Annotated in this window: 19 protein-coding genes and 1 riboswitch; of the genes, 9 read left to right on the top strand and 10 right to left on the bottom strand. The window is 70.7% G+C overall.

Translation table 11 applies throughout. The features are described from left to right. The first annotated feature begins 39 nt into the window (after positions 1–39). Both ACZ69Q_RS27635 and ACZ69Q_RS27630 read left to right on the top strand, forming a co-directional pair. On the top strand, positions 40–477 hold the full coding sequence (locus ACZ69Q_RS27635; protein ID WP_471046636.1) for a PPOX class F420-dependent oxidoreductase: 438 nt from the start codon (positions 40–42) through the stop codon (positions 475–477). A gap of 98 nt (positions 478–575) precedes the next feature. Continuing rightward, a complete protein-coding gene (locus tag ACZ69Q_RS27630) occupies positions 576–1,049 on the top strand; it encodes a carboxymuconolactone decarboxylase family protein (protein ID WP_269642184.1) in 474 nt (157 codons plus the stop codon). A 21-nt stretch (positions 1,050–1,070) separates the two neighbouring features. Here the strand turns inward: ACZ69Q_RS27630 and ACZ69Q_RS27625 are convergent, their stop codons facing one another. Both ACZ69Q_RS27625 and ACZ69Q_RS27620 read right to left on the bottom strand, forming a co-directional pair. Next, positions 1,071–1,337 (bottom strand): DUF4031 domain-containing protein, encoded by a 267-nt coding sequence (locus ACZ69Q_RS27625; protein ID WP_471046634.1) that lies wholly within the window; start codon positions 1,335–1,337, stop codon positions 1,071–1,073. Then, positions 1,334–1,720, bottom strand: a complete 387-nt coding sequence (locus ACZ69Q_RS27620; RefSeq protein WP_471046632.1) for a hypothetical protein — start codon at positions 1,718–1,720, stop codon at positions 1,334–1,336. The genes ACZ69Q_RS27625 and ACZ69Q_RS27620 overlap by 4 nt, the downstream gene beginning before the upstream one ends. A gap of 55 nt (positions 1,721–1,775) precedes the next feature. On the opposite strand from ACZ69Q_RS27620, the gene ACZ69Q_RS27615 reads away from it, so the two are divergent. The 5 genes from ACZ69Q_RS27615 to ACZ69Q_RS27595 all read left to right on the top strand — a co-directional run bounded on the left by ACZ69Q_RS27615 (position 1,776) and on the right by ACZ69Q_RS27595 (position 5,888). Next, on the top strand, positions 1,776–2,678 hold the full coding sequence (locus ACZ69Q_RS27615) for a MurR/RpiR family transcriptional regulator (protein WP_471046630.1): 903 nt from the start codon (positions 1,776–1,778) through the stop codon (positions 2,676–2,678). Between the two features lie 141 nt (positions 2,679–2,819). After that, on the top strand, positions 2,820–3,755 hold the full coding sequence (gene murQ / locus ACZ69Q_RS27610) for an N-acetylmuramic acid 6-phosphate etherase (protein WP_471046629.1): 936 nt from the start codon (positions 2,820–2,822) through the stop codon (positions 3,753–3,755). A gap of 25 nt (positions 3,756–3,780) precedes the next feature. After that, a complete protein-coding gene (locus ACZ69Q_RS27605) occupies positions 3,781–4,626 on the top strand; it encodes an aldo/keto reductase (protein ID WP_471046628.1) in 846 nt (281 codons plus the stop codon). 112 nt (positions 4,627–4,738) lie between these two features. Next, positions 4,739–5,272, top strand: a complete 534-nt coding sequence (locus ACZ69Q_RS27600) for a DinB family protein (RefSeq protein WP_471046627.1) — start codon at positions 4,739–4,741, stop codon at positions 5,270–5,272. Positions 5,273–5,312: 40 nt separating this feature from the next. Continuing rightward, the gene (locus ACZ69Q_RS27595; RefSeq protein ID WP_471046625.1) at positions 5,313–5,888 is read left to right on the top strand and encodes a hypothetical protein; all 576 of its coding nucleotides are present in this window, start codon (positions 5,313–5,315) and stop codon (positions 5,886–5,888) included. Between the two features lie 3 nt (positions 5,889–5,891). Here the strand turns inward: ACZ69Q_RS27595 and ACZ69Q_RS27590 are convergent, their stop codons facing one another. The 7 genes from ACZ69Q_RS27590 to thrC all read right to left on the bottom strand — a co-directional run bounded on the left by ACZ69Q_RS27590 (position 5,892) and on the right by thrC (position 14,122). Then, a complete protein-coding gene (locus ACZ69Q_RS27590; protein WP_471046623.1) occupies positions 5,892–7,370 on the bottom strand; it encodes an MFS transporter in 1,479 nt (492 codons plus the stop codon). A gap of 267 nt (positions 7,371–7,637) precedes the next feature. Then, the gene (locus tag ACZ69Q_RS27585; RefSeq protein WP_471046621.1) at positions 7,638–8,498 is read right to left on the bottom strand and encodes a metallophosphoesterase family protein; all 861 of its coding nucleotides are present in this window, start codon (positions 8,496–8,498) and stop codon (positions 7,638–7,640) included. 28 nt (positions 8,499–8,526) lie between these two features. Then, positions 8,527–9,654: an NADH:flavin oxidoreductase gene (locus ACZ69Q_RS27580; RefSeq protein ID WP_471046619.1), complete on the bottom strand. Its 1,128-nt coding sequence runs from the start codon at positions 9,652–9,654 to the stop codon at positions 8,527–8,529. A gap of 312 nt (positions 9,655–9,966) precedes the next feature. Then, positions 9,967–11,589, bottom strand: a complete 1,623-nt coding sequence (gene groL / locus ACZ69Q_RS27575; RefSeq protein ID WP_471046617.1) for a chaperonin GroEL — start codon at positions 11,587–11,589, stop codon at positions 9,967–9,969. A gap of 328 nt (positions 11,590–11,917) precedes the next feature. Continuing rightward, entirely contained in the window at positions 11,918–12,124 is a 207-nt protein-coding gene (locus tag ACZ69Q_RS27570; protein WP_007382895.1) for a cold-shock protein, read from the bottom strand. 442 nt (positions 12,125–12,566) lie between these two features. Beyond that, a complete protein-coding gene (locus ACZ69Q_RS27565) occupies positions 12,567–12,842 on the bottom strand; it encodes a MoaD/ThiS family protein (protein WP_471046616.1) in 276 nt (91 codons plus the stop codon). Next, positions 12,839–14,122, bottom strand: coding sequence for a threonine synthase (gene thrC, locus ACZ69Q_RS27560; protein WP_471046615.1), 1,284 nt, complete (start codon positions 14,120–14,122; stop codon positions 12,839–12,841). Before thrC ends, ACZ69Q_RS27565 begins: the two co-directional genes overlap by 4 nt. 18 nt (positions 14,123–14,140) lie before the next feature. Continuing rightward, a riboswitch (SAM riboswitch) is annotated at positions 14,141–14,310 on the bottom strand. 147 nt (positions 14,311–14,457) lie between these two features. Between thrC and ACZ69Q_RS27555 the strand changes: the two genes are divergently transcribed. Both ACZ69Q_RS27555 and ACZ69Q_RS27550 read left to right on the top strand, forming a co-directional pair. Continuing rightward, positions 14,458–15,402, top strand: a complete 945-nt coding sequence (locus ACZ69Q_RS27555) for a glucosyl-3-phosphoglycerate synthase (RefSeq protein ID WP_471046613.1) — start codon at positions 14,458–14,460, stop codon at positions 15,400–15,402. 95 nt (positions 15,403–15,497) lie between these two features. Beyond that, a complete protein-coding gene (locus ACZ69Q_RS27550; protein ID WP_471046612.1) occupies positions 15,498–16,949 on the top strand; it encodes an alpha,alpha-trehalose-phosphate synthase (UDP-forming) in 1,452 nt (483 codons plus the stop codon). Between the two features lie 12 nt (positions 16,950–16,961). Here ACZ69Q_RS27550 and otsB read toward each other — a convergent pair whose 3' ends face one another. After that, on the bottom strand, positions 16,962–17,852 hold the full coding sequence (gene otsB / locus ACZ69Q_RS27545) for a trehalose-phosphatase (RefSeq protein ID WP_471046611.1): 891 nt from the start codon (positions 17,850–17,852) through the stop codon (positions 16,962–16,964). Positions 17,853–17,983: the final 131 nt, after the last annotated feature.

Genomic DNA, 17,983 nt, shown 5'->3' with positions numbered 1-17,983 from the left:
CCTGTCGCGTGTCCGACCCGCGCCGCCGAGGGAGCCGTCATGTCGTTCACCGACGAGGAGATCACCTATCTGACCTCCAACCCCCTCGCCCGCTTCGCAAGTCTCTGCGCCGGCGGGCAGCCCGACGTGGTCCCGGTGGCCCTGGAATTCGACGGCACCCACTTCTGGGTGGGCGGCCCCCGCGCGGAGGTCCTCGGCACCCGTAAGTTCCGCAATGTCGGCCACGGCCGCGACAAGGTGGCCTTCGTCGTGGACGGCATGCTCTCCGTCGATCCGTTCGTCGCCCAGGGCATCCGGGTGTACGGCACGGCGGACGGCCCCGTCCAGCGGACCGGCATGGTGGGCCACGGCCACTACCTGCGCATCACACCGACGCTGTCGTGGAGTTGGAACCTGTCCGACCCGCCGGAGCCGGCCGGTGACACCTGGTACCCCATGCGACGGACCGAGCACTCCCGCGGGGTGCACAGCGAGTGACCTAGGCCACATCCCTCCCCGTCACATCCGCCCGACCCCCTCCGTCATAGCTGTGTAACCACCCACAACGGCCAACAGCAACGGCTGAGGAGTTCGCCATGAGCGCCCGTTTGAACGCCCTTGAGATCCCGACCGTCGGCAAGTTCGTGAAGTACATCGCCTCGGCGGGCAAGGTCATCCACGACTCGTCGCTGCCCGTCGCGACGCAGAACATGGTGACCCTGCGCGCCAGCCAGATCAACGGCTGCGGTTTCTGCACCGACATGCACTTCAAGGACGCCGTCGCCGCGGGCGAGGACACCGTCCGCCTCAATCTGGTCGCCGCCTGGCGGGAGGCCACCGTCTTCACCGAGGCCGAGCGCGCCGCGCTGGAGCTGACGGAGGCGGGCACCCGTATCGCCGACGCGGCCGGCGGAGTACCGGACGACGTCTGGGAGAACGCCGCCAAGCACTACGACGAGGAGCAGCTCGGCGCCCTGGTGTCCCTGATCGCCCTGATCAACGCCTTCAACCGGATGAACGTCATCGTCCAGCAGCCGGCCGGCTCCTACCAGCCCGGCCAGTTCGCCTAGCGGGCCCGGACCGAAGGGGCGTCAGCCCCAGCTCCGCCCCTTCGGCCTGCGCAGCCCGGCCTCCTGCAACAACCGCACCACCTCACGGCTGCTGACCTCCACCGCGCCGGCGCGCACCGCGTCGGCGTACCGGTGCGAGGGGACGTCGTAGTGATCTCGCTCGAACGCCCGCCGGGGCACGCCCAACTCCTCGGCGAACGTGTGCAGTTCGTCGTACGAGACGTCGCTCACGAGGTGGGACCACATCCGGCCGTGCCCCGGCCAGGTGGGCGGATCGATGTAGATCACGAGGACGGCGCCCCGCCCGCGACGGCCGGCCCCAGCGAGCCCACCGCCGCGACCTTCACGCCCGCCTGGTGGCACACCCAGTGCGGATCGGGCCCCAGTTCCGGCTCGACCTCCAGCGCGTGCGGGTCACCGCCGGAGCACACCGGGCACAACGGCCAGCGGCCGTACCGGTCCAGCAGGGCGTCCTGTACGTCCTGGGCGACCAGCCCCGCCACGAACTCCACGCCGTCCGGCCACTGCTCCACCCACCAGCGCCGCTGTACGACCGCCTCCTCGACCAGCGACACGACGTCCGCCTCGGCGACCTCGCCCGCGACCAGGTCGGCGAGCACGAGGGCGCGGGCGGTGTGCAGCGCCTGTTCCAGCGGAGTAACGGGTTCCATGCTCCTATTGTGCGCACTCTTGACCAGGGCCCGGACCTGAAAATACCTTTCAAGTGTGCCTCATGAAGTGAAGGAAACTTTCGACCGTGCTCCCGCGCCCGCCGCCCTCGCGGCCAAGGTGCGCACGCTCGCCCCGTCGATGACCCGCTCCATGCAGCGCGTCGCCGAAGCGGTCGCGAACGACCCGGCGGGCTGCGCGGCCCTCACGGTCACCGGCCTCGCCGAACTCACCGGCACCAGCGAGGCCACCGTCGTGCGCACCGCCCGCCTCCTCGGCTACCCCGGCTACCGCGACCTGCGCCTCGCCCTGGCCGGCCTGGCCGCCCAGCAGCAGTCGGGCCGCGCCCCGGCCATCACGACCGACATCGCGGTGGACGACCCCATCGCGGACGTCGTCGCCAAGCTCGCCTACGACGAGCAGCAGACCCTCGCCGACACGGCGGCCGGCCTCGACACGGTCCAGCTCGGCGCGGCGGTGTCGGCCGCCGCCACCGCCCGCCGCATCGACGTGTACGGCGTCGGGGCGTCGGGGCTGGTCGCGCAGGATCTGGCTCAGAAGCTGCTGCGGATAGGGCTGATAGCCCACGCGCACAGCGATCCGCATCTCGCCGTGACGAACGCTGTGCAGTTGCGGGCGGGGGACGTGGCCATCGCCATCACCCACTCCGGGTCCACCGGTGACGTCATCGAGCCGTTGCGGGTCGCCTTCGAGCGCGGGGCCACGACCGTCGCGATCACCGGGCGGCCGGACGGGGCCGTGACCCAGTACGCCGACCACATCCTCACGACGTCGACGGCACGGGAGAGCGAGCTGCGGCCCGCCGCGATGTCGTCCCGGACCAGTCAGCTTCTCGTCGTGGACTGTCTGTTCGTGGGAGTCGCTCAGCGGACCTATGAGACCGCGGCTCCCGCACTGGCCGCGTCTTACGAGGCACTGGCACATCGGCATCGCAGATAGACCGCGGGCCTGACGGTTGCGGGATTTCTGCGGGTCCGTTGTGGCTGCTCACGCCCGCGCGGCGGTAGCCGCAAATTGAACACAGCCCCGCGCCCCTGAAGGCCGGACAGGACACCGCACATCAGAAAGAGCCGCCTGCTCATGACCTCTGCATCCAACGCCCGTGATCTCCGCGCCGAGTTGGACACCCTTGCCACCGAGGCGTTCCGGCCCGAGCTCGCCGAGATCGATCAGCTCCCCACCCTCGACATCGCCCGGCTCATGAACGGCGAGGACGCCTCCGTGCCGGCCGCCGTCGCATCCCGGCTGCCCCAGATCGCCGCCGCCATCGACGCCGTCGCCGAGCGCATGGCACGCGGCGGGCGCCTCATCTACGCCGGTGCCGGTACCGCAGGGCGCCTCGGTGTCCTCGACGCCTCCGAGTGCCCGCCCACCTTCAACACCGACCCCGCCGATGTCGTCGGCCTCATCGCGGGCGGCCCGGAGGCGATGGTCACCTCCATCGAGGGGGCGGAGGACTCCAAGGACCTGGCCCGCGTCGACCTGGACGCCCTCGTGCTCACCCCCGCCGACACGGTGGTCGGCATCTCGGCCTCCGGCCGCACGCCGTACGCGATCGGCGCCGTCGAACACGCCCGCCGCCAGGGCGCGTTGACCATCGGCCTGTCCTGCAACCCGGACAGCGCCCTCGCCGCGGCGGCCGAGCACGGCATCGAGGTCGTCGTGGGCCCGGAGCTGCTCACCGGCTCGACGCGCCTCAAGGCGGGCACGGCCCAGAAGCTGGTCCTCAACATGCTGTCGACGATCACGATGATCCGGCTCGGCAAGACCTACGGGAACCTCATGGTCGACGTCCGCGCCTCCAACGACAAACTGCGCGCCCGCTCCCGCCGCATCGTCGCCCTGGCCACCGGCGCGGACGACACCGACATCGAACGGGCCCTGGCCGAGGCGGGCGACGAGGTGAAGACGGCGATCCTGATCCTGCTCGCCGACACGGACGGACCCACCGCGACCCGGCTCCTGGCCGACTCCCAGGGCCACCTGCGAGCGGCGCTGAAATCGGCGGGGCGCTGACCAAATCCCCTGTTAGCGTGGCCGCATGACGGCACCGAAGACGTTCCGTATCGGCGGCGACCTGGAAGTAGGACGGCTCGGATTCGGGGCCATGCATCTGCGGCCGGAGACCGACGAGGCCCGCGCCGGCCGGCTCGCGGTCGCCCGGCGGGCCGTCGAACTCGGCGTCACACTGATCGACACGGCGCACATGTACGGCTGGGGAGCGAACGAGGATCTCCTCGCCGAGGCCCTGCACCCGTACCCGCAGGGCCTCGTGATCGCCACGAAGGTCGGTATCCGCCACACCACCTCGGCCGAGGGCTGGCGGTACGCGGGCGAGCCCGCCGACCTGCGCGCCCAGGTCGACGAGGCCCTGCGCCGCCTCCGCCTCGACCGCATCGAGCTGCTCCAGCTCCACCGCCTCGACCCCGGCGTGCCCCTGGCCGACCAGCTCGGCGCCCTGCGCGACCTGCGCGACGAGGGCAAGATCGGCCGCATCGGGCTGTCCGAGGTCACCGCCGCCGAACTCGCCGAGGCGCGCGCCGTCGTGGACATCGCGAGCGTCCAGAACCGGTACAACCTCCTCGACCGCGAGCACGAGCCCGTCCTCACGGCGTGCGAGGAGGCGGGCATCGCCTTCCTGCCCTGGCGGCCGGCGGCGGCGGGCCGGTCGGGAGCGCGCTCGGCAAGGATCGCCGCGATCGCGAAGGAAGCCGACGCCACGCCGACCCAGGTCACCCTCGCCTGGCTCCTCGCCCACTCGCCGGTGATCCTCCCGATCCCGGGGACGGCGAGTGTCACGCACCTGGAGGAGAACGTGGGCGCGGCCGACGTACACCTCTCCCCGGACCAGTACGACCGCCTGACCACCCTGGCCGAGGGCGCCTGACACGGCGACCGCGCCGCCCGGCCGGCCCGCGCGCTCAGCTTTCGGACATCGATGTGAGCGCCTTCGTCATTGCGGACAGGATCTGACCTAATCGGTTCCTACCGTAGTCCTCATGAACGAGACCTCGAACGAAACCGTCACCGACGAGCGCACCGACCTCCTGGAGGCGCTGGCCAAGCACCGGTACTTCCTGCGGTTCACCACCCGGGACCTCACCGACGAGCAGGCGGGGCAGCGGACCACGGCCGGTGAGCTGTGTCTGGGCGGTCTGATCAAGCACGTCACGTCGACGGAGCGGAACTGGGCGGAATTCATCCAGCGCGGCCCGTCGGCCATGGGCGACTTCAGCGCCATGACCGAGGAGGACCTCGCCCGGCGGGCCGACGAGTTCCGCATGCTGCCCGGCGAGACCCTGAAGGGTGTGCTGGACGAGTACGCCGAGGTGGCCCGGCGGACCGACGAGCTGGTCGCCGCCCTGCCCGACCTGAGCGTCGCCCATCCGTTGCCCACGGCCCCGTGGTTCGAGCCCGGCGCCCACTGGTCGGCCCGCAGGGTGCTGCTGCACATCATCGCCGAGACGGCGCAGCACGCCGGCCACGCCGACATCCTCCGGGAGTCCCTGGACGGCGCGAAGAGCATGGGCTGAGAGTGGCGCGAAGGGCGTGGGACTGCACAGACTGGGGTCCATGAACCACGCCCAACTGACGGCACTGGGCCGAGCACTGCGCCTCCTCGGCGAGCACGGCGAGGCCCTCACCGTCGACACGCCGGACACCAGGCTGCACGAGGTCAAGGCGGATCTGCGCCGCGCCCTCGACCTGCTGGACGAGAGTGTCACGACGGCCGCCCGGACGACCCGGTGTCCTGAGCACCCGGGCGGCCCGGTGGACCCCGCGGCCCCGGACCTGTGCCTGCTGTGCGAGACGCGGCGCCGGGCGGCCCGCCGCTCCGAGTACAACGGCACCGGCCCGGCGGCCCCCCACTCCCCCGAGCACTCCGCGCCCTCCCGCTACGGCGTCCGCGGTGACCGCCCACAGCCCCAGCAGCGCTGGCTGCCGGAGCTGTGGAACGGCCAGGAGTGGCAGCTCTGCGGCACGCCGCGGCGCGACCGCCGGGAGGCCGAGCTCTATCTCGCCGCCCAGCGCCGCGGCCCGCGCCCGGCCATGGCCTACCGGCTCGTGCACGAGTTCACCGACTACGAGGTGCTGCGCGTGTGGGGCACTCCGGTGAAGGTCGACATCGAGCCGCTGGGCAACCTGTAGCCGCTACTTCGCGGTCGCTCCCGCCGGCTCCGCCGTCGCCCGCGCCACGGGCTCCCCGGCGGCGGCCGACCCCTGCTTCGGGATGAACGACGCCACCACGAACGCCAGCAGTGCCGCCCCGGCACCCACGGCCAGGACCACCTTGAAGCCGCTCTCGGACGGAAGGGCGTAGCCGCCGAGGTCCGTCGTCATCTGGGCGAGGATCACGCCCGCGACGGCGCTCGCGGTGGACGTACCGAGGGAACGCATCAGCGTGTTGAGGCTGTTCGCGGCGGCCGTCTCCGACGCGGGGACGGCGCTCATGATGAGGGCGGGCATCGAGCCGTAGCCGAAGCCGACACCGGCGCCGATGATGCAGGCGACCAGGATGAAGTGCCAGACCTCGGACATCAAGACGATGTTGAGGCCGTAGCCCACGGCCACGATCAGGACACCGATCATCAGCGTGACCTTGGGGCCCTTGGCCCGGGAGATGGCCGCCGACACCGGGGCCGTCGCCATCATGACCAGGCCCGACGGCGCCATGCACAGGCCCGCGACCAGCATCGACTTGCCGAGGCCGTAGCCGGTCTGGGCGGGGAGCTGGAGGAGCTGCGGGATGACCAGGCTCATCGCGAACATCGCGAAGCCCACCGCGATCGAGGCCAGGTTGGTGACCAGCACCTGACGGCGGGCGGTCGTACGGAGGTCGACCAGCGGCTGGTCGGTGCGCAGCTCCCACCAGCCCCAGGCGAGCAGGATCACCACGGCCGCCACGAAGAGACCGAGCGTCGTGCCGCTGGTCCAGCCCCAGTCGGCGCCCTTGGAGATACCCAGCAGCAGACACACGAGCCCGACCGCCATGCCTATGCCGCCGACGAGGTCGAAGCGCCCGCCGGTGCGCACCTTCGACTCGGGCACGAACAGCAGCACGCAGCCCAGCGCCACGACACCCATGCCGGCCGACGTCCAGAACAGCACGTGCCAGTCGAAGTTGTCCGCGATGAGCGCGGCGGCGGGCAGGCCGAGCGCGCCGCCGATGCCGAGGGAGGCGCTCATCAGGGCGGTGGCGGAGCCGAGGCGCTCGGCGGGGAGCTCGTCGCGCATGATGCTGATGCCGAGCGGGATCACACCGGAGGCCAGGCCCTGGAGCACGCGTCCGACGATCATCGGGACCAGCGCGTCGCTCAGGGCGCAGACGACGGAGCCGGCCACCAGCAGGACGACGCTGACCAGCAGCATCCGCCGCTTGCCGTACATGTCGCCGAGCCGGCCCATCACGGGCGTCGCCACGGCCGCGGCGAGCAGCGTCGCCGTGACCGCCCAGGCGGTGTCCGAGGCCGGGGCGTCCAGCAGCTTGGGCAGTTCCGGGACGATCGGGATGACCAGTGTCTGCATCAGCGAGACGACGATTCCGGCGAAGGCCAGCACCGCCACCACGGCGTTCGACCGAGGCAGGGCGCCGCCGCCCGCCTCGGCGGGAGGAGCAGGGGCGTGGGACATGGCGGAGCCTCCGTGGGCGTACGAGCAGGAAGGTGGCCGACCGGCCTGACTGATTGACCTAGGCAACCTTAAGTCAGTTGATTGACTTACTCAAGCGACACAGGTCACGCCCCGCCCGGGCCCAGGTCACGCCCCGCCCGGGCCCAGGTCCCGCCCCCGCCCGGACGCAGGTCACGCCCCGCCCGGGCCCAGGTCCCGCCCCCGCCCGGACGCAGGTCACGCCCCCGCCCGGGCGCCGATCACGCTCCGGGCCAAGGCGTACCCGGCTCAGCCCTCCCGATCCACCATCGCCCGCACCTGACCCTCGTCCAGCTCGTACACCGTCTCGTGCGCCCGGGGATCGCGTGCGTGGAAGGTGTGGAACAGCGGCCCGTCCGCTCCGCCCAGCTCCACCAGCGACGCCGACGCCCCGCGCACCACCCGTTCCGTGCCGGGTGCCGTCGTCAGGTCGACGCGGCTGACGACACCGGGGGTGACCCAGACCGGCACCGCGGCCAGGAAGCCGAAGAGCTGGAGGTGGTAGTGCCCGGCCAGGACGAGGCGTACGTCGCTGCCCCGGATCACCGCCGCGAGGTCGCCGGGGTCGCGCAGGCCGAAGACCGGCTGGGTCGCCGAGATGTCGAGGGCGATCGGCGGATGGTGGAGGGCGAGGACGGTGCCCTGCTGGGTCGGGGCGCTCAACACGCCCTTCAGCCAGTCGAGTTGGGCCGAGCCCAGCCGGCCGTGCACCTTCCCCGGCACCAGCGAGTCCAGCGTCACCAGCCGCACGCCCCCGACCGTGCTCACGGCCGCCCGCTCACCGGCCGCGGAGTCCAGTACCAGCTCCGGCTCCGCATGACCGCTGCCCAGCACCTTGCCGAAGGCCACGCGTTCGTCATGGTTGCCGGTCGTGTAGAAGACCGGCGCGGCGAGCGTCCGCGCGAACTCGCCCACCAGTTCCCGTACGGTCGTGTACGCCTCCACGGCGCCGTCGTCCGCGATGTCCCCCGTGACGACGATCGCGTCGACGCCCCGCAGGTGCCTCAGCTCGGCGAGCAACAGCCGCAGCGAGTCGGTGGCGTTGACACCGTGCCTGTCGGGGGCGTCGGTCTTCCGGATATGGGTGTCGGAGAGATGAAGGATCCTCATCTCTCCGACGGTAGCCGCGAGCCGGGGCTCAGCTCAGGGACTTCAGCGACGCCGCGTCGTACGGCGCCAGGTCACCGAAGCGGCCCTCCAGCACCTTCGCCGCCCACTCGGGGTCCTGGAGCAGCGCGCGGCCGACGGCGACGAAGTCGAACTCCTCGGACTCCAGCCGGTCCAGAAGGTCGTCGAGGCCCTTGAGCCCGGAGCCCTGTCCGACGAACGCGCCCAGGAACTCGCCGTCCAGGCCGACCGAGCCGACGGTGATGGCGGGCTTGCCGGTCAGCTTCTTCGTCCAGCCCGCGAGGTTGAGGTCGGAGCCGTCGAACTCCGGGATCCAGTAGCGGCGGGTGGAGGCGTGGAAGGCGTCGACGCCGGCCGCGGCGAGCGGGGCCAGGATGGCCTCCAGCTCCTCCGGGGTCTCGGCGAGGCGCGCGTCGTAGGCCTCCTGCTTCCACTGCGAGTAGCGGAAGATGACGGGGAAGTCCGGGGAGACCCGCTCGCGTACGGCGGCCACGATCTCCGCGCCGAACTTGGTACGGGCGACCGCGTCACCGCCGTAGGCGTCCGTGCGGCGGTTGGTGCCCTCCCACAGGAACTGGTCGACGAGGTAGCCGTGGGCGCCGTGGATCTCCACGCCGTCGAAGCCGATGCGCTCGGCGTCCGCGGCGGCCTCGGCGAAGGCGCCGATCACGTCGTCCAGGTCGCTGCGGGTCATCGCCCTGCCGGTGGCCTCGGCGGCACCGATGCGCAGCCCGGAGGGGCCGACGGCAGGGGCTTCCGCGTAGGGCGGCTGGCCCTGCTGACGCACCATGCCGATGTGCCAGAGCTGCGGCACGATGGTGCCGCCCGCCGCGTGTACCGCGTCGGCGACCTTCGCCCATCCGGCGAGCTGCTCCTCGCCGTGGAACCGCGGCACCCGGTCACTCTGACCGGCCGACTCGTGCCCGACGTACGTCCCCTCGGTCACGATCAGCCCCACCCCGGCACCGGCCCGGCGCGCGTAGTACGACACCACGTCCTCCCCGGGAACGCCGCCCGGCGAGAACATGCGGGTCATCGGCGCCATCACGATGCGGTTGGGAACGGTGAGGCCGTTGATCGCGGTCGGCCGGGAGAGGATCTGGGCCGCGCGGGAGGCGGCGGGCTGGGTGACGGTCACGTAGGAGCTCCTGGGAAGCGGGTTCTGTTTATACCGAGCGGTATGTGCGTACGCATTGTTGCACCACATTAAGCAACGACGGGTGTGAGGTCGCGCATTCCCAGGAGGGGGTTCTGTTTCGTGTGCGGGTGCGGGTACGTGTGGGCTGGTCGCGCAGTTCCCCGCGCCCCTTAGCGGCGCGGGGAACTGCGCGAGCAACCACGAACCACGCGCAGCCGCCGAAACACCGAGGGCGGCACCCCCTGTCGCAACAGGGGGTGCCGCCCTCGGTAAGGACGTTGATCAACCGGAGGCCAGGGCCCCCGAGGTCGATCAGAAGTCCATGTCACCGCCCGGCATGCCGCCACCGGCAGGCGCGGCGGCCTTCTCCGGCTTGTCGGCGATGACGGCCTCGGTGGTGAGGAACAGCGCGGCGATCGACGCGGCGTTCTGCAGCGCGGAACGCGTCACCTTCGCCGGGTCGATGATGCCCTCGGCGACCAGGTCGACGTACTCACCGGTCGCGGCGTTCAGGCCGTGACCCGGGGTGAGGTTGCGGACCTTCTCCACCACGACGCCGCCCTCGAGGCCGGCGTTGACGGCGATCTGCTTCAGCGGGGCCTCAAGGGCGAGCTTGACGGCGGCAGCGCCGGTCGCCTCGTCACCCTCCAGCTCCAGCTTCTCGAAGACACCGGAGGCCTGGAGCAGGGCCACGCCACCACCGGCGACGATGCCCTCCTCGACGGCCGCCTTGGCGTTGCGCACGGCGTCCTCGATGCGGTGCTTGCGCTCCTTGAGCTCCACCTCGGTGGCGGCACCGGCCTTGATGACGGCCACGCCGCCCGCGAGCTTCGCCAGGCGCTCCTGGAGCTTCTCGCGGTCGTAGTCCGAGTCGCTGTTCTCGATCTCGGCGCGGATCTGGTTCACACGGCCGCCGACCTGGTCCGAAGAACCGGCACCGTCGACGATCGTGGTCTCGTCCTTGGTGATGACGACCTTGCGGGCACGGCCCAGCAGGTCCAGGGAGGTGTTCTCGAGCTTGAGACCGACCTCCTCGGAGATGACCTCGCCACCGGTGAGGATGGCGATGTCGTTCAGCATCGCCTTGCGACGGTCACCGAAGCCCGGGGCCTTGACGGCGACGGACTTGAAGGTGCCGCGGATCTTGTTGACGACCAGGGTCGACAGGGCCTCGCCCTCGACGTCCTCGGCGATGATCAGCAGCGGCTTGCCCGACTGCATGACCTTCTCCAGGAGCGGGAGCAGGTCCTTGACGGAGCCGATCTTGGAGTTGGCGATCAGGATGTACGGGTCGTCGAGCGACGCCTCCATACGCTCCATGTCGGTGGCGAAGTACGCCGAGATGTAGCCCTTGTCGAAGCGCATACCCTCGGTGAGTTCCAGCTCCAGACCGAAGGTCTGGGACTCCTCGACGGTGATGACGCCTTCCTTGCCGACCTTGTCCATCGCCTCGGCGATGAGCTCGCCGATCTGGGTGTCGGCGGCGGAGATGGAGGCCGTGGAGGCGATCTGCTCCTTGGTCTCGACGTCCTTCGCCTGCTCCAGCAGGGCGGCGGAGACGGCCTCGACGGCGCGCTCGATACCGCGCTTGAGGGCCATCGGGTTGGCGCCGGCGGCTACGTTGCGCAGGCCCTCCTTGACCAGGGCCTGGGCGAGAACGGTCGCGGTGGTCGTACCGTCACCGGCGACGTCGTCCGTCTTCTTGGCGACTTCCTTGACCAGCTCGGCGCCGATCTTCTCGTACGGGTCCTCGAGCTCGATCTCCTTGGCGATGGAGACACCATCGTTGGTGATCGTGGGGGCGCCCCACTTCTTCTCGAGGACGACGTTGCGGCCCTTGGGGCCGAGCGTCACCTTCACGGCGTCCGCGAGCTGGTTCATGCCGCGCTCGAGGCCGCGCCGCGCCTCCTCGTCGAACGCGATGATCTTGGCCATGTGAAGTGGTCCCTCCAGGACTGGGGGTGATTCCTTCGGACCGCGCCCGCGCCCGCGACGGACGGCTCGCCGGCCTCGTGGTTCCTTGCCCCACCCGGCCTGCGGGCCTCACCGACCCGGTCCTTCGTTGTCACTCTCACCTTCAGAGTGCTAACGCAATGATTAGCACTCGACCCATGCGAGTGCAAGCGGCTCTCGGGGATCGGGCGGGGCGCTCCGCCGGGCGCGAACGGACCGCGAACGGGTTCTGAGCACGGCGAAGGGCCCGCACCCCGGGAGGTGCGGGCCCTTCGAAGAAGTACGTCGCTGCTGTTAGTCGACGCGTGCTTCAGCCGGTCGCCAGACGGACCATGTCCGCCTGCGGCCCCTTCTGGCCCTGCGAGATCTCGAATTCGACCCGCTGGCCTTCCTCCAGGGTGCGGTAACCGTCCATCTGGATCGCGCTGTAGTGGACGAAAACATCCGCACCACCGTCGACCGCGATGAAGCCGTACCCCTTCTCCGCGTTGAACCACTTGACGGTGCCCTGAGCCATGCCTAACTCCCCTATTACTGGCCCTTGCACAGATCCACACTTCGCGGATCCGGGTCAGACCTCACCCCCCATCGGTCGGGGGCGTGCGCCGGAACGCGTCGACCGCGGCTGAATGTATCTGCCCAACTGCCGTCTGCAACAGGTCAATCGGACGAGAAATCCGGGCACGACCGGTCGGGAATGTGGGGACAATTCCCCTGACTTCAGGTCAAGTCGGACCTGACAAAAGGAACAGAAGCCGCAAAAAACCCGCACACTTTGGCTACTTCTTGTCGGGCGTACGGCAAGAATCAAGGGCAACCGACTCGGAGATCGGCGGCACGTTCCCCAACTGTACCTCGCTCAACCACACAGAATTGCCCCCTCCGCTTCTCTCACGGAGGGGGCAATTCGGTGAACTCTCAGTAACCCGTGTTACCGATGGTAATGATCGGTCATTCTGTCAGCCGCCGGCGACGGCCGGGATGATGGAAACGCCCGCACCGTCCGGGGTCGCCGTCTCCAGGCCCTGCTCGAAACGCACGTCGTCGTCATTGACGTAGACATTGACGAAGCGCCGCAGCTTGCCCTGGTCGTCCAGCACCCGGGCGGCGATCCCCGTGTGGTTCTTCTCCAGGTCGGCGATGACCTCGGCGAGGTTGGCACCATCGGCGGCGACCTCGGCCTGCCCGCCGGTGTAGGTGCGCAGGATGGTGGGGATGCGAACGGTCACGCTCATGCGAGGCCAGCCTCTCGGAAGGAGTCCAGGTTCGGGCGGATGGTGGCGGTGAGGCCGGTACCGGCCACCGCGTCGAGGGTCTTGAGGCCGTCGCCGGTGTTGAGGACGACCGTGGTCTTCGTGGGGTCGAGGACACCGCTCTCGATCAGCTTCTTCGTCACGCCCACGGTCACCCCGCCGGCGGTCTCCGCGAAGATGCCCTCGGTCCGGGCGAGGATCTTGATCGCGTCGACGACCTGCTCGTCCGTCACATCCTCCACGAACCCGCCGGTGCGGCGCGCGATGTCGAGGACGTACGGGCCGTCGGCCGGGTTGCCGATGGCCAGCGACTTGGCGATGGTGTTCGGCTTCTGGGGGCGGACCACGTCGTGGCCGGCCTTGAAGGCGGTCGACACCGGCGAGCAGCCCTCGGCCTGCGCACCGAAGATCTTGTACGGCCGGTCCTCGACGAGCCCGAGCTTGATCAGCTCCTGGAGCCCCTTGTCGATCTTCGTGAGCTGCGAGCCGGAGGCGATCGGGACGACCAACTGGTCCGGGAGCCGCCAGCCGAGCTGCTCGCAGATCTCGTACGCCAGGGTCTTGGAGCCCTCGGCGTAGTAGGGCCGCAGGTTGACGTTGACGAAGCCCCAGCCCTCGCCGGCCGGGTCGCCGATCAACTCGGAGCAGAAACGGTTCACGTCGTCGTAATTGCCCTCGATGCCGACGAGCTCGCCGCCGTAGATCGCGGCCATGACGACCTTGCCCTGCTCCAGGTCGTGCGGGATGAACACGCACGAGCGGAAGCCGGCGCGGGCGGCCGCGGCACCCACCGCGCCGGCCAGGTTGCCGGTGGAGGAGCAGGAGAGCGTGGTGAAGCCGAAGGCGCGGGCGGCCTCCAGGGCCTGGGCGACGACACGGTCCTTGAAGGAGTGCGTCGGGTTGCCGGAGTCGTCCTTGATGTACAGGCCGCCGGTCACACCCAGCTCGCCGGCGAGGTTGTCGGCCTTGACGAGCTTGGTCCAGCCGGGGTTGAGGTTCGGCTTGTCGGCGACGTCGGCCGGGACGGGCAGCAGCGGCGCGTAACGCCAGATGTTCGCGGGACCCGCTTCGATCTGCTTGCGGAGCTCCTCGGTGTCGTAGGCCGAGAAGTCGTAGGCGATCTCCAGCGGGCCGAAACACTCCTCGCACGCGAAGACCGGGCCGAGCGGTACCCGGTGGCCGCACTCGCGGCAGGAGAGCGCCGCGGCGGGGCCGAGGTCTACGGTGGATTCGGTGGTGCTTGCAACAGTCTGCGCAGCCATGTGAGGCGAGGCCCTTTCTCCTCATCTTCCTCACGACGCATCTCGCCGTGAGACGGATTTGGCACCTTCCCTAGCCGGGAGCCTCGCGCAGACGATCAACTGTGACGATCGACGCTGATCTACGAGAACCGACTGGAGGGTTGCCGGGGCTTCATCGGGCCGTATCCCTCTGCCCCTCTGGATGAGCGGTATTCGGTTGTGGACGACGGTTGACCTCGGACATGCGATGGTCACCCGCGTTGTTCAAGACTGTAACCGAACGCCAGGACAGTTGAGATAGCCGTCCGAACCGCGAGATGGATCACAAACGTTCCGACAGTGAGGAGCCGCCGACCGTGCTGGAAGAAGTCGAGCGCTGGCTGAGCCGCCGCTCCTGGTCCGTTACCGATCGCCCGCTGCATCACATCCTGGCCGCCAAACAGCGCACGGGCCAGTCGGTCTCCGTCGTGCTGCCCGCGCTCAACGAGGAGGAGACGGTCGGCGACATCGTCTCGATCATCGCCCATGACCTCGTGCGGCAGGTTCCGCTGGTCGACGAGATCGTCGTCGTCGACTCCGGCTCCACCGACCGCACCTCCGAGGTGGCCGCAGCCGCGGGCGCCCGGGTGGTGCACCGGGACGAGATCCTCCCGCGCGTCCCGGCCGTGCCCGGCAAGGGCGAGGTGCTGTGGCGCTCGCTGCTCGTCACGACCGGCGACGTCGTCTGCTTCATCGACGCCGATCTGAAGGAGTTCTCCTCCGACTTCGTCTCCGGGATCGTCGGCCCGCTGCTCACCGACCCCGGCGTGGACCTGGTCAAGGCGATGTACGACCGTCCGCTCGGCGGTGCCGCCGGGCAGGGCGGCCGGGTCACGGAGCTGATGGCGCGCCCGCTGCTGAACATGCACTGGCCGCAGCTCGCCGGTTTCGTGCAGCCGCTCGGCGGCGAGTACGCGGCCCGCCGCAGCCTGCTGGAACAGCTCCCGTTCCCCGTCGGGTACGGCATCGAGCTGGGCATGCTGGTCGACGCGCTGCATCTGGTCGGGCTCGACGCGCTCGCCCAGGTGGACGTGGGGGTGCGCAAGCACCGGCACCAGGACGGGCAGGCGCTCGGCCGGATGTCCGCCGCGATCTACCGCACGGCCCAGTTGCGGCTGGCCCGCGGGCATCTGGTGCGGCCGTCGCTGACCCAGTTCGAGCGCGGCGAGGACGGTTTCGAGCCGCGTACGTACTCCGTGGACACCGAGGAACGGCCGCCGATGGTGGAGATCGCCGAGTACGCGACGCGGAAGGTCGCGTAAACGCCGGAATCCGGCCGTATACAGGGCGTACAAGAGCCCCCCACTGAGCGGAACCGCACGTTTGAGCGTTTCCGGGGAGGGCTAGGTTGAGGCTTATGGCTTCCACGCAGGATGCGCAGGATGGGCCGGGTGCGCCGGGTGCTGCCAAGGTGCTGGTCGCGTCGAACCGCGGCCCGGTCTCGTACGCGGTGGGCGACGACGGCTCGCTGAACTCCAAGCGCGGCGGCGGCGGAGTCGTCTCCGGGCTGTCGGCGATCGGGCCGGACGCGGGCGCGCTGTGGGTGTGCTCGGCGCTGTCCGACGGGGACCGGGAGGCGGTGCGGCGCGGGGTCGGCGAGGACGGCGTGCTGATGCTGGACATCCCGGCCGACGTGCACGCGGACGCGTACAACGGCATCGCGAACTCGGTGCTGTGGTTCGTCCACCACATGCTCTATCAGACGCCGCTGGAGCCGGTCTTCGACGCGGAGTTCCGGCGCCAGTGGACCTCGTACGTGACCTACAACCGCGCCTTCGCCGAGGCGCTGGCCGGGCAGGCGGCGCCGGGGGCGGCGGTGCTGGTGCAGGACTATCACCTGACGCTGGTGCCGGGGATGCTCCGTGAGCTGCGCCCCGACCTCAGGATCGGCCACTTCTCGCACACGCCGTGGGCGCCGCCCGAGTACTTCGGGATGCTGCCCGACGACATCGCCGATCAGGTGCTGCGCGGGATGCTGGGCGCGGACCGGCTGGGTTTTTTGACCCGGCGGTGGGCGGACGCGTTCGAGGCGTGCTGCGCCGCCCGGTTCGCCGACGGGCTCGGGGGCACGCGGATCGGCGTGCACGGGCTGGGCGCGGACGCGGACTTCCTGCGCGAACGCTCCCACCGGGCGGACGTGGAGGAGCGGATGACCGCGCTCCGCGCCGAGATCGGCACGGCCCCGGACGGGACCGCCCGCAGGGCGATCGTGCGGGTCGACCGGACCGAGCTGTCGAAGAACATCGTGCGCGGTCTGCTCGCCTACCGGCAGCTCCTCGACGACCGCCCCGAGTGGCGCGAGCGCGTGGTGCACGTGGCGTTCGCCTACCCCTCGCGGCAGGACCTGGCGGTGTACCGGGACTACACGGCCGAGGTGCAGCGGGTGGCGGACGAGCTCAACTCGCAGTACGGGACGCCGGGTTGGACCCCGGTCGTGCTCCACGTCAAGGACGACTTCGCGCGCTCGCTGGCCGCCTACCGACTCGCGGACGTGGCGCTCGTCAACCCCATCCGGGACGGCATGAACCTGGTCGCGAAGGAGGTGCCGGTCGTCTCCGACGAGGGGTGCGCCCTGGTGCTGTCGCGGGAGGCCGGGGCCCACGAGGAGCTGGGCGAGGACGCGATCACCGTCAACCCGTACGACGTGATCGGCACGGCACGGGCACTGCACGAGGCACTGACCGTGCGTCCGGAGGAACGGGCGGAGCGCTCGAAGCGCCTGGCGGCCGCCGCAACCGCACTACCGCCCGCCCAGTGGTTCCTGGACCAACTGCACGCGTTGGAGGAACGGCCCGGCCCGTCCGCCTGAACGGGGGGCCGGTCAGCCGGCCCGGTCGGCGAGGGCTCGTAGTAGCCGTACGACGCCCGCCGGGCCGTCCACCACGATGTCCGCCCGCTCCGACAGTTGGGTGACCTCCTCGCTGCCGCTGCACACCAGCAGGCCGGGGGTGCCGTGGGAGCGGAGTTTGTCGACGGCGGCGTAGGCGGGCAGGTCGCCGAGGTCGTCACCGGCGTAGAGGACGGACTCGGCGCCGAGTTCCCGGACGTACTCGCTCAGCGCCACGCCCTTGTCCATGCCCGGCGGGCGCAGTTCCAGGACCATGCGGCCGGGTTCGACGATCAGGCCGTTGCGCCGGGCCAGGTCGGCCAAGGGGCCGCGCAGGGCCTCGAAAGTGCCCTGGGGATCGGCGGCGCGGCGGGTGTGCACGGCGATGGCGTGCCCCTTGTCCTCGGTCCAGGTGCCGGTCGCGGCGCCGTTCGCGTCGAGGACGCCGGGCAGTTCGGCCCGCACGGCCGCGACGCCGGGGTGGGGGTCGGGCGCGGTGACCTCACCGCTGACGGCGTCCCAGCGTTCGGCGCCGTAGTGCCCGAGCACGACGAGGTGCTCAAGGCCGGGGATCCCGGCGAATCCGCCGTACCGCACGGCGACGTCGGCCGGCCGGCCGGTGATCACCGCGACGGCGGCGACCTTGGGGGCGAGCGCCGCGAGCGCCGGCAGGGCGTCGGGGTGGGCCCGCGCCTGCTCCGGGTCCGGCACGATCGGCGCGAGCGTGCCGTCGAAGTCCAGGGCGACGAGCGCCCGCTCGGGTCGCGCGAGCAGGGCGGCGAGCCCGTCACGGCCGGGCGCGGTCGCGGGGGTCGGCAGGGGGGCCGTGGGGTCGGCCGGGTCGGGGGCGGGGTCGGTCAGATCCTTGTCCTTGTCACTGGCCATACAGCGACCCTATCCAGCGGAGGCCGCACGCACCCCTCGCTCAGCTCCCCCGCGCCGCTCGGCCCAGCTCCCCCGCACCGCTCGGCTCAGCTCTCCCGCGCCGCTCGGCTCATCTCTCCCGCGCCGCTCGG

This window comes from Streptomyces sp. NPDC036764, assembly GCF_055609385.1.
The sequence above is the reverse complement of the archived record's forward strand: the minus strand, read 5'-3'. Positions and strand labels throughout refer to the sequence as shown.

What these genes read in the sequence shown, in the direction of transcription:
- ACZ69Q_RS27635 (WP_471046636.1), top strand. Translation starts at nt 40, where the DNA reads ATGTCGTTCACCGACGAGGAGATCACCTATCTGACCTCCAACCCCCTC.
- ACZ69Q_RS27630 (WP_269642184.1), top strand. Translation starts at nt 576, where the DNA reads ATGAGCGCCCGTTTGAACGCCCTTGAGATCCCGACCGTCGGCAAGTTC.
- ACZ69Q_RS27620 (WP_471046632.1), bottom strand. Translation starts at nt 1,720, where the DNA reads ATGGAACCCGTTACTCCGCTGGAACAGGCGCTGCACACCGCCCGCGCC.
- murQ (WP_471046629.1), top strand. Translation starts at nt 2,820, where the DNA reads ATGACCTCTGCATCCAACGCCCGTGATCTCCGCGCCGAGTTGGACACC.
- ACZ69Q_RS27605 (WP_471046628.1), top strand. Translation starts at nt 3,781, where the DNA reads ATGACGGCACCGAAGACGTTCCGTATCGGCGGCGACCTGGAAGTAGGA.
- ACZ69Q_RS27600 (WP_471046627.1), top strand. Translation starts at nt 4,739, where the DNA reads ATGAACGAGACCTCGAACGAAACCGTCACCGACGAGCGCACCGACCTC.
- ACZ69Q_RS27595 (WP_471046625.1), top strand. Translation starts at nt 5,313, where the DNA reads ATGAACCACGCCCAACTGACGGCACTGGGCCGAGCACTGCGCCTCCTC.
- ACZ69Q_RS27590 (WP_471046623.1), bottom strand. Translation starts at nt 7,370, where the DNA reads ATGTCCCACGCCCCTGCTCCTCCCGCCGAGGCGGGCGGCGGCGCCCTG.
- ACZ69Q_RS27585 (WP_471046621.1), bottom strand. Translation starts at nt 8,498, where the DNA reads ATGAGGATCCTTCATCTCTCCGACACCCATATCCGGAAGACCGACGCC.
- groL (WP_471046617.1), bottom strand. Translation starts at nt 11,589, where the DNA reads ATGGCCAAGATCATCGCGTTCGACGAGGAGGCGCGGCGCGGCCTCGAG.
- ACZ69Q_RS27570 (WP_007382895.1), bottom strand. Translation starts at nt 12,124, where the DNA reads ATGGCTCAGGGCACCGTCAAGTGGTTCAACGCGGAGAAGGGGTACGGC.
- ACZ69Q_RS27565 (WP_471046616.1), bottom strand. Translation starts at nt 12,842, where the DNA reads ATGAGCGTGACCGTTCGCATCCCCACCATCCTGCGCACCTACACCGGC.
- thrC (WP_471046615.1), bottom strand. Translation starts at nt 14,122, where the DNA reads ATGGCTGCGCAGACTGTTGCAAGCACCACCGAATCCACCGTAGACCTC.
- ACZ69Q_RS27550 (WP_471046612.1), top strand. Translation starts at nt 15,498, where the DNA reads ATGGCTTCCACGCAGGATGCGCAGGATGGGCCGGGTGCGCCGGGTGCT.
- otsB (WP_471046611.1), bottom strand. Translation starts at nt 17,852, where the DNA reads ATGGCCAGTGACAAGGACAAGGATCTGACCGACCCCGCCCCCGACCCG.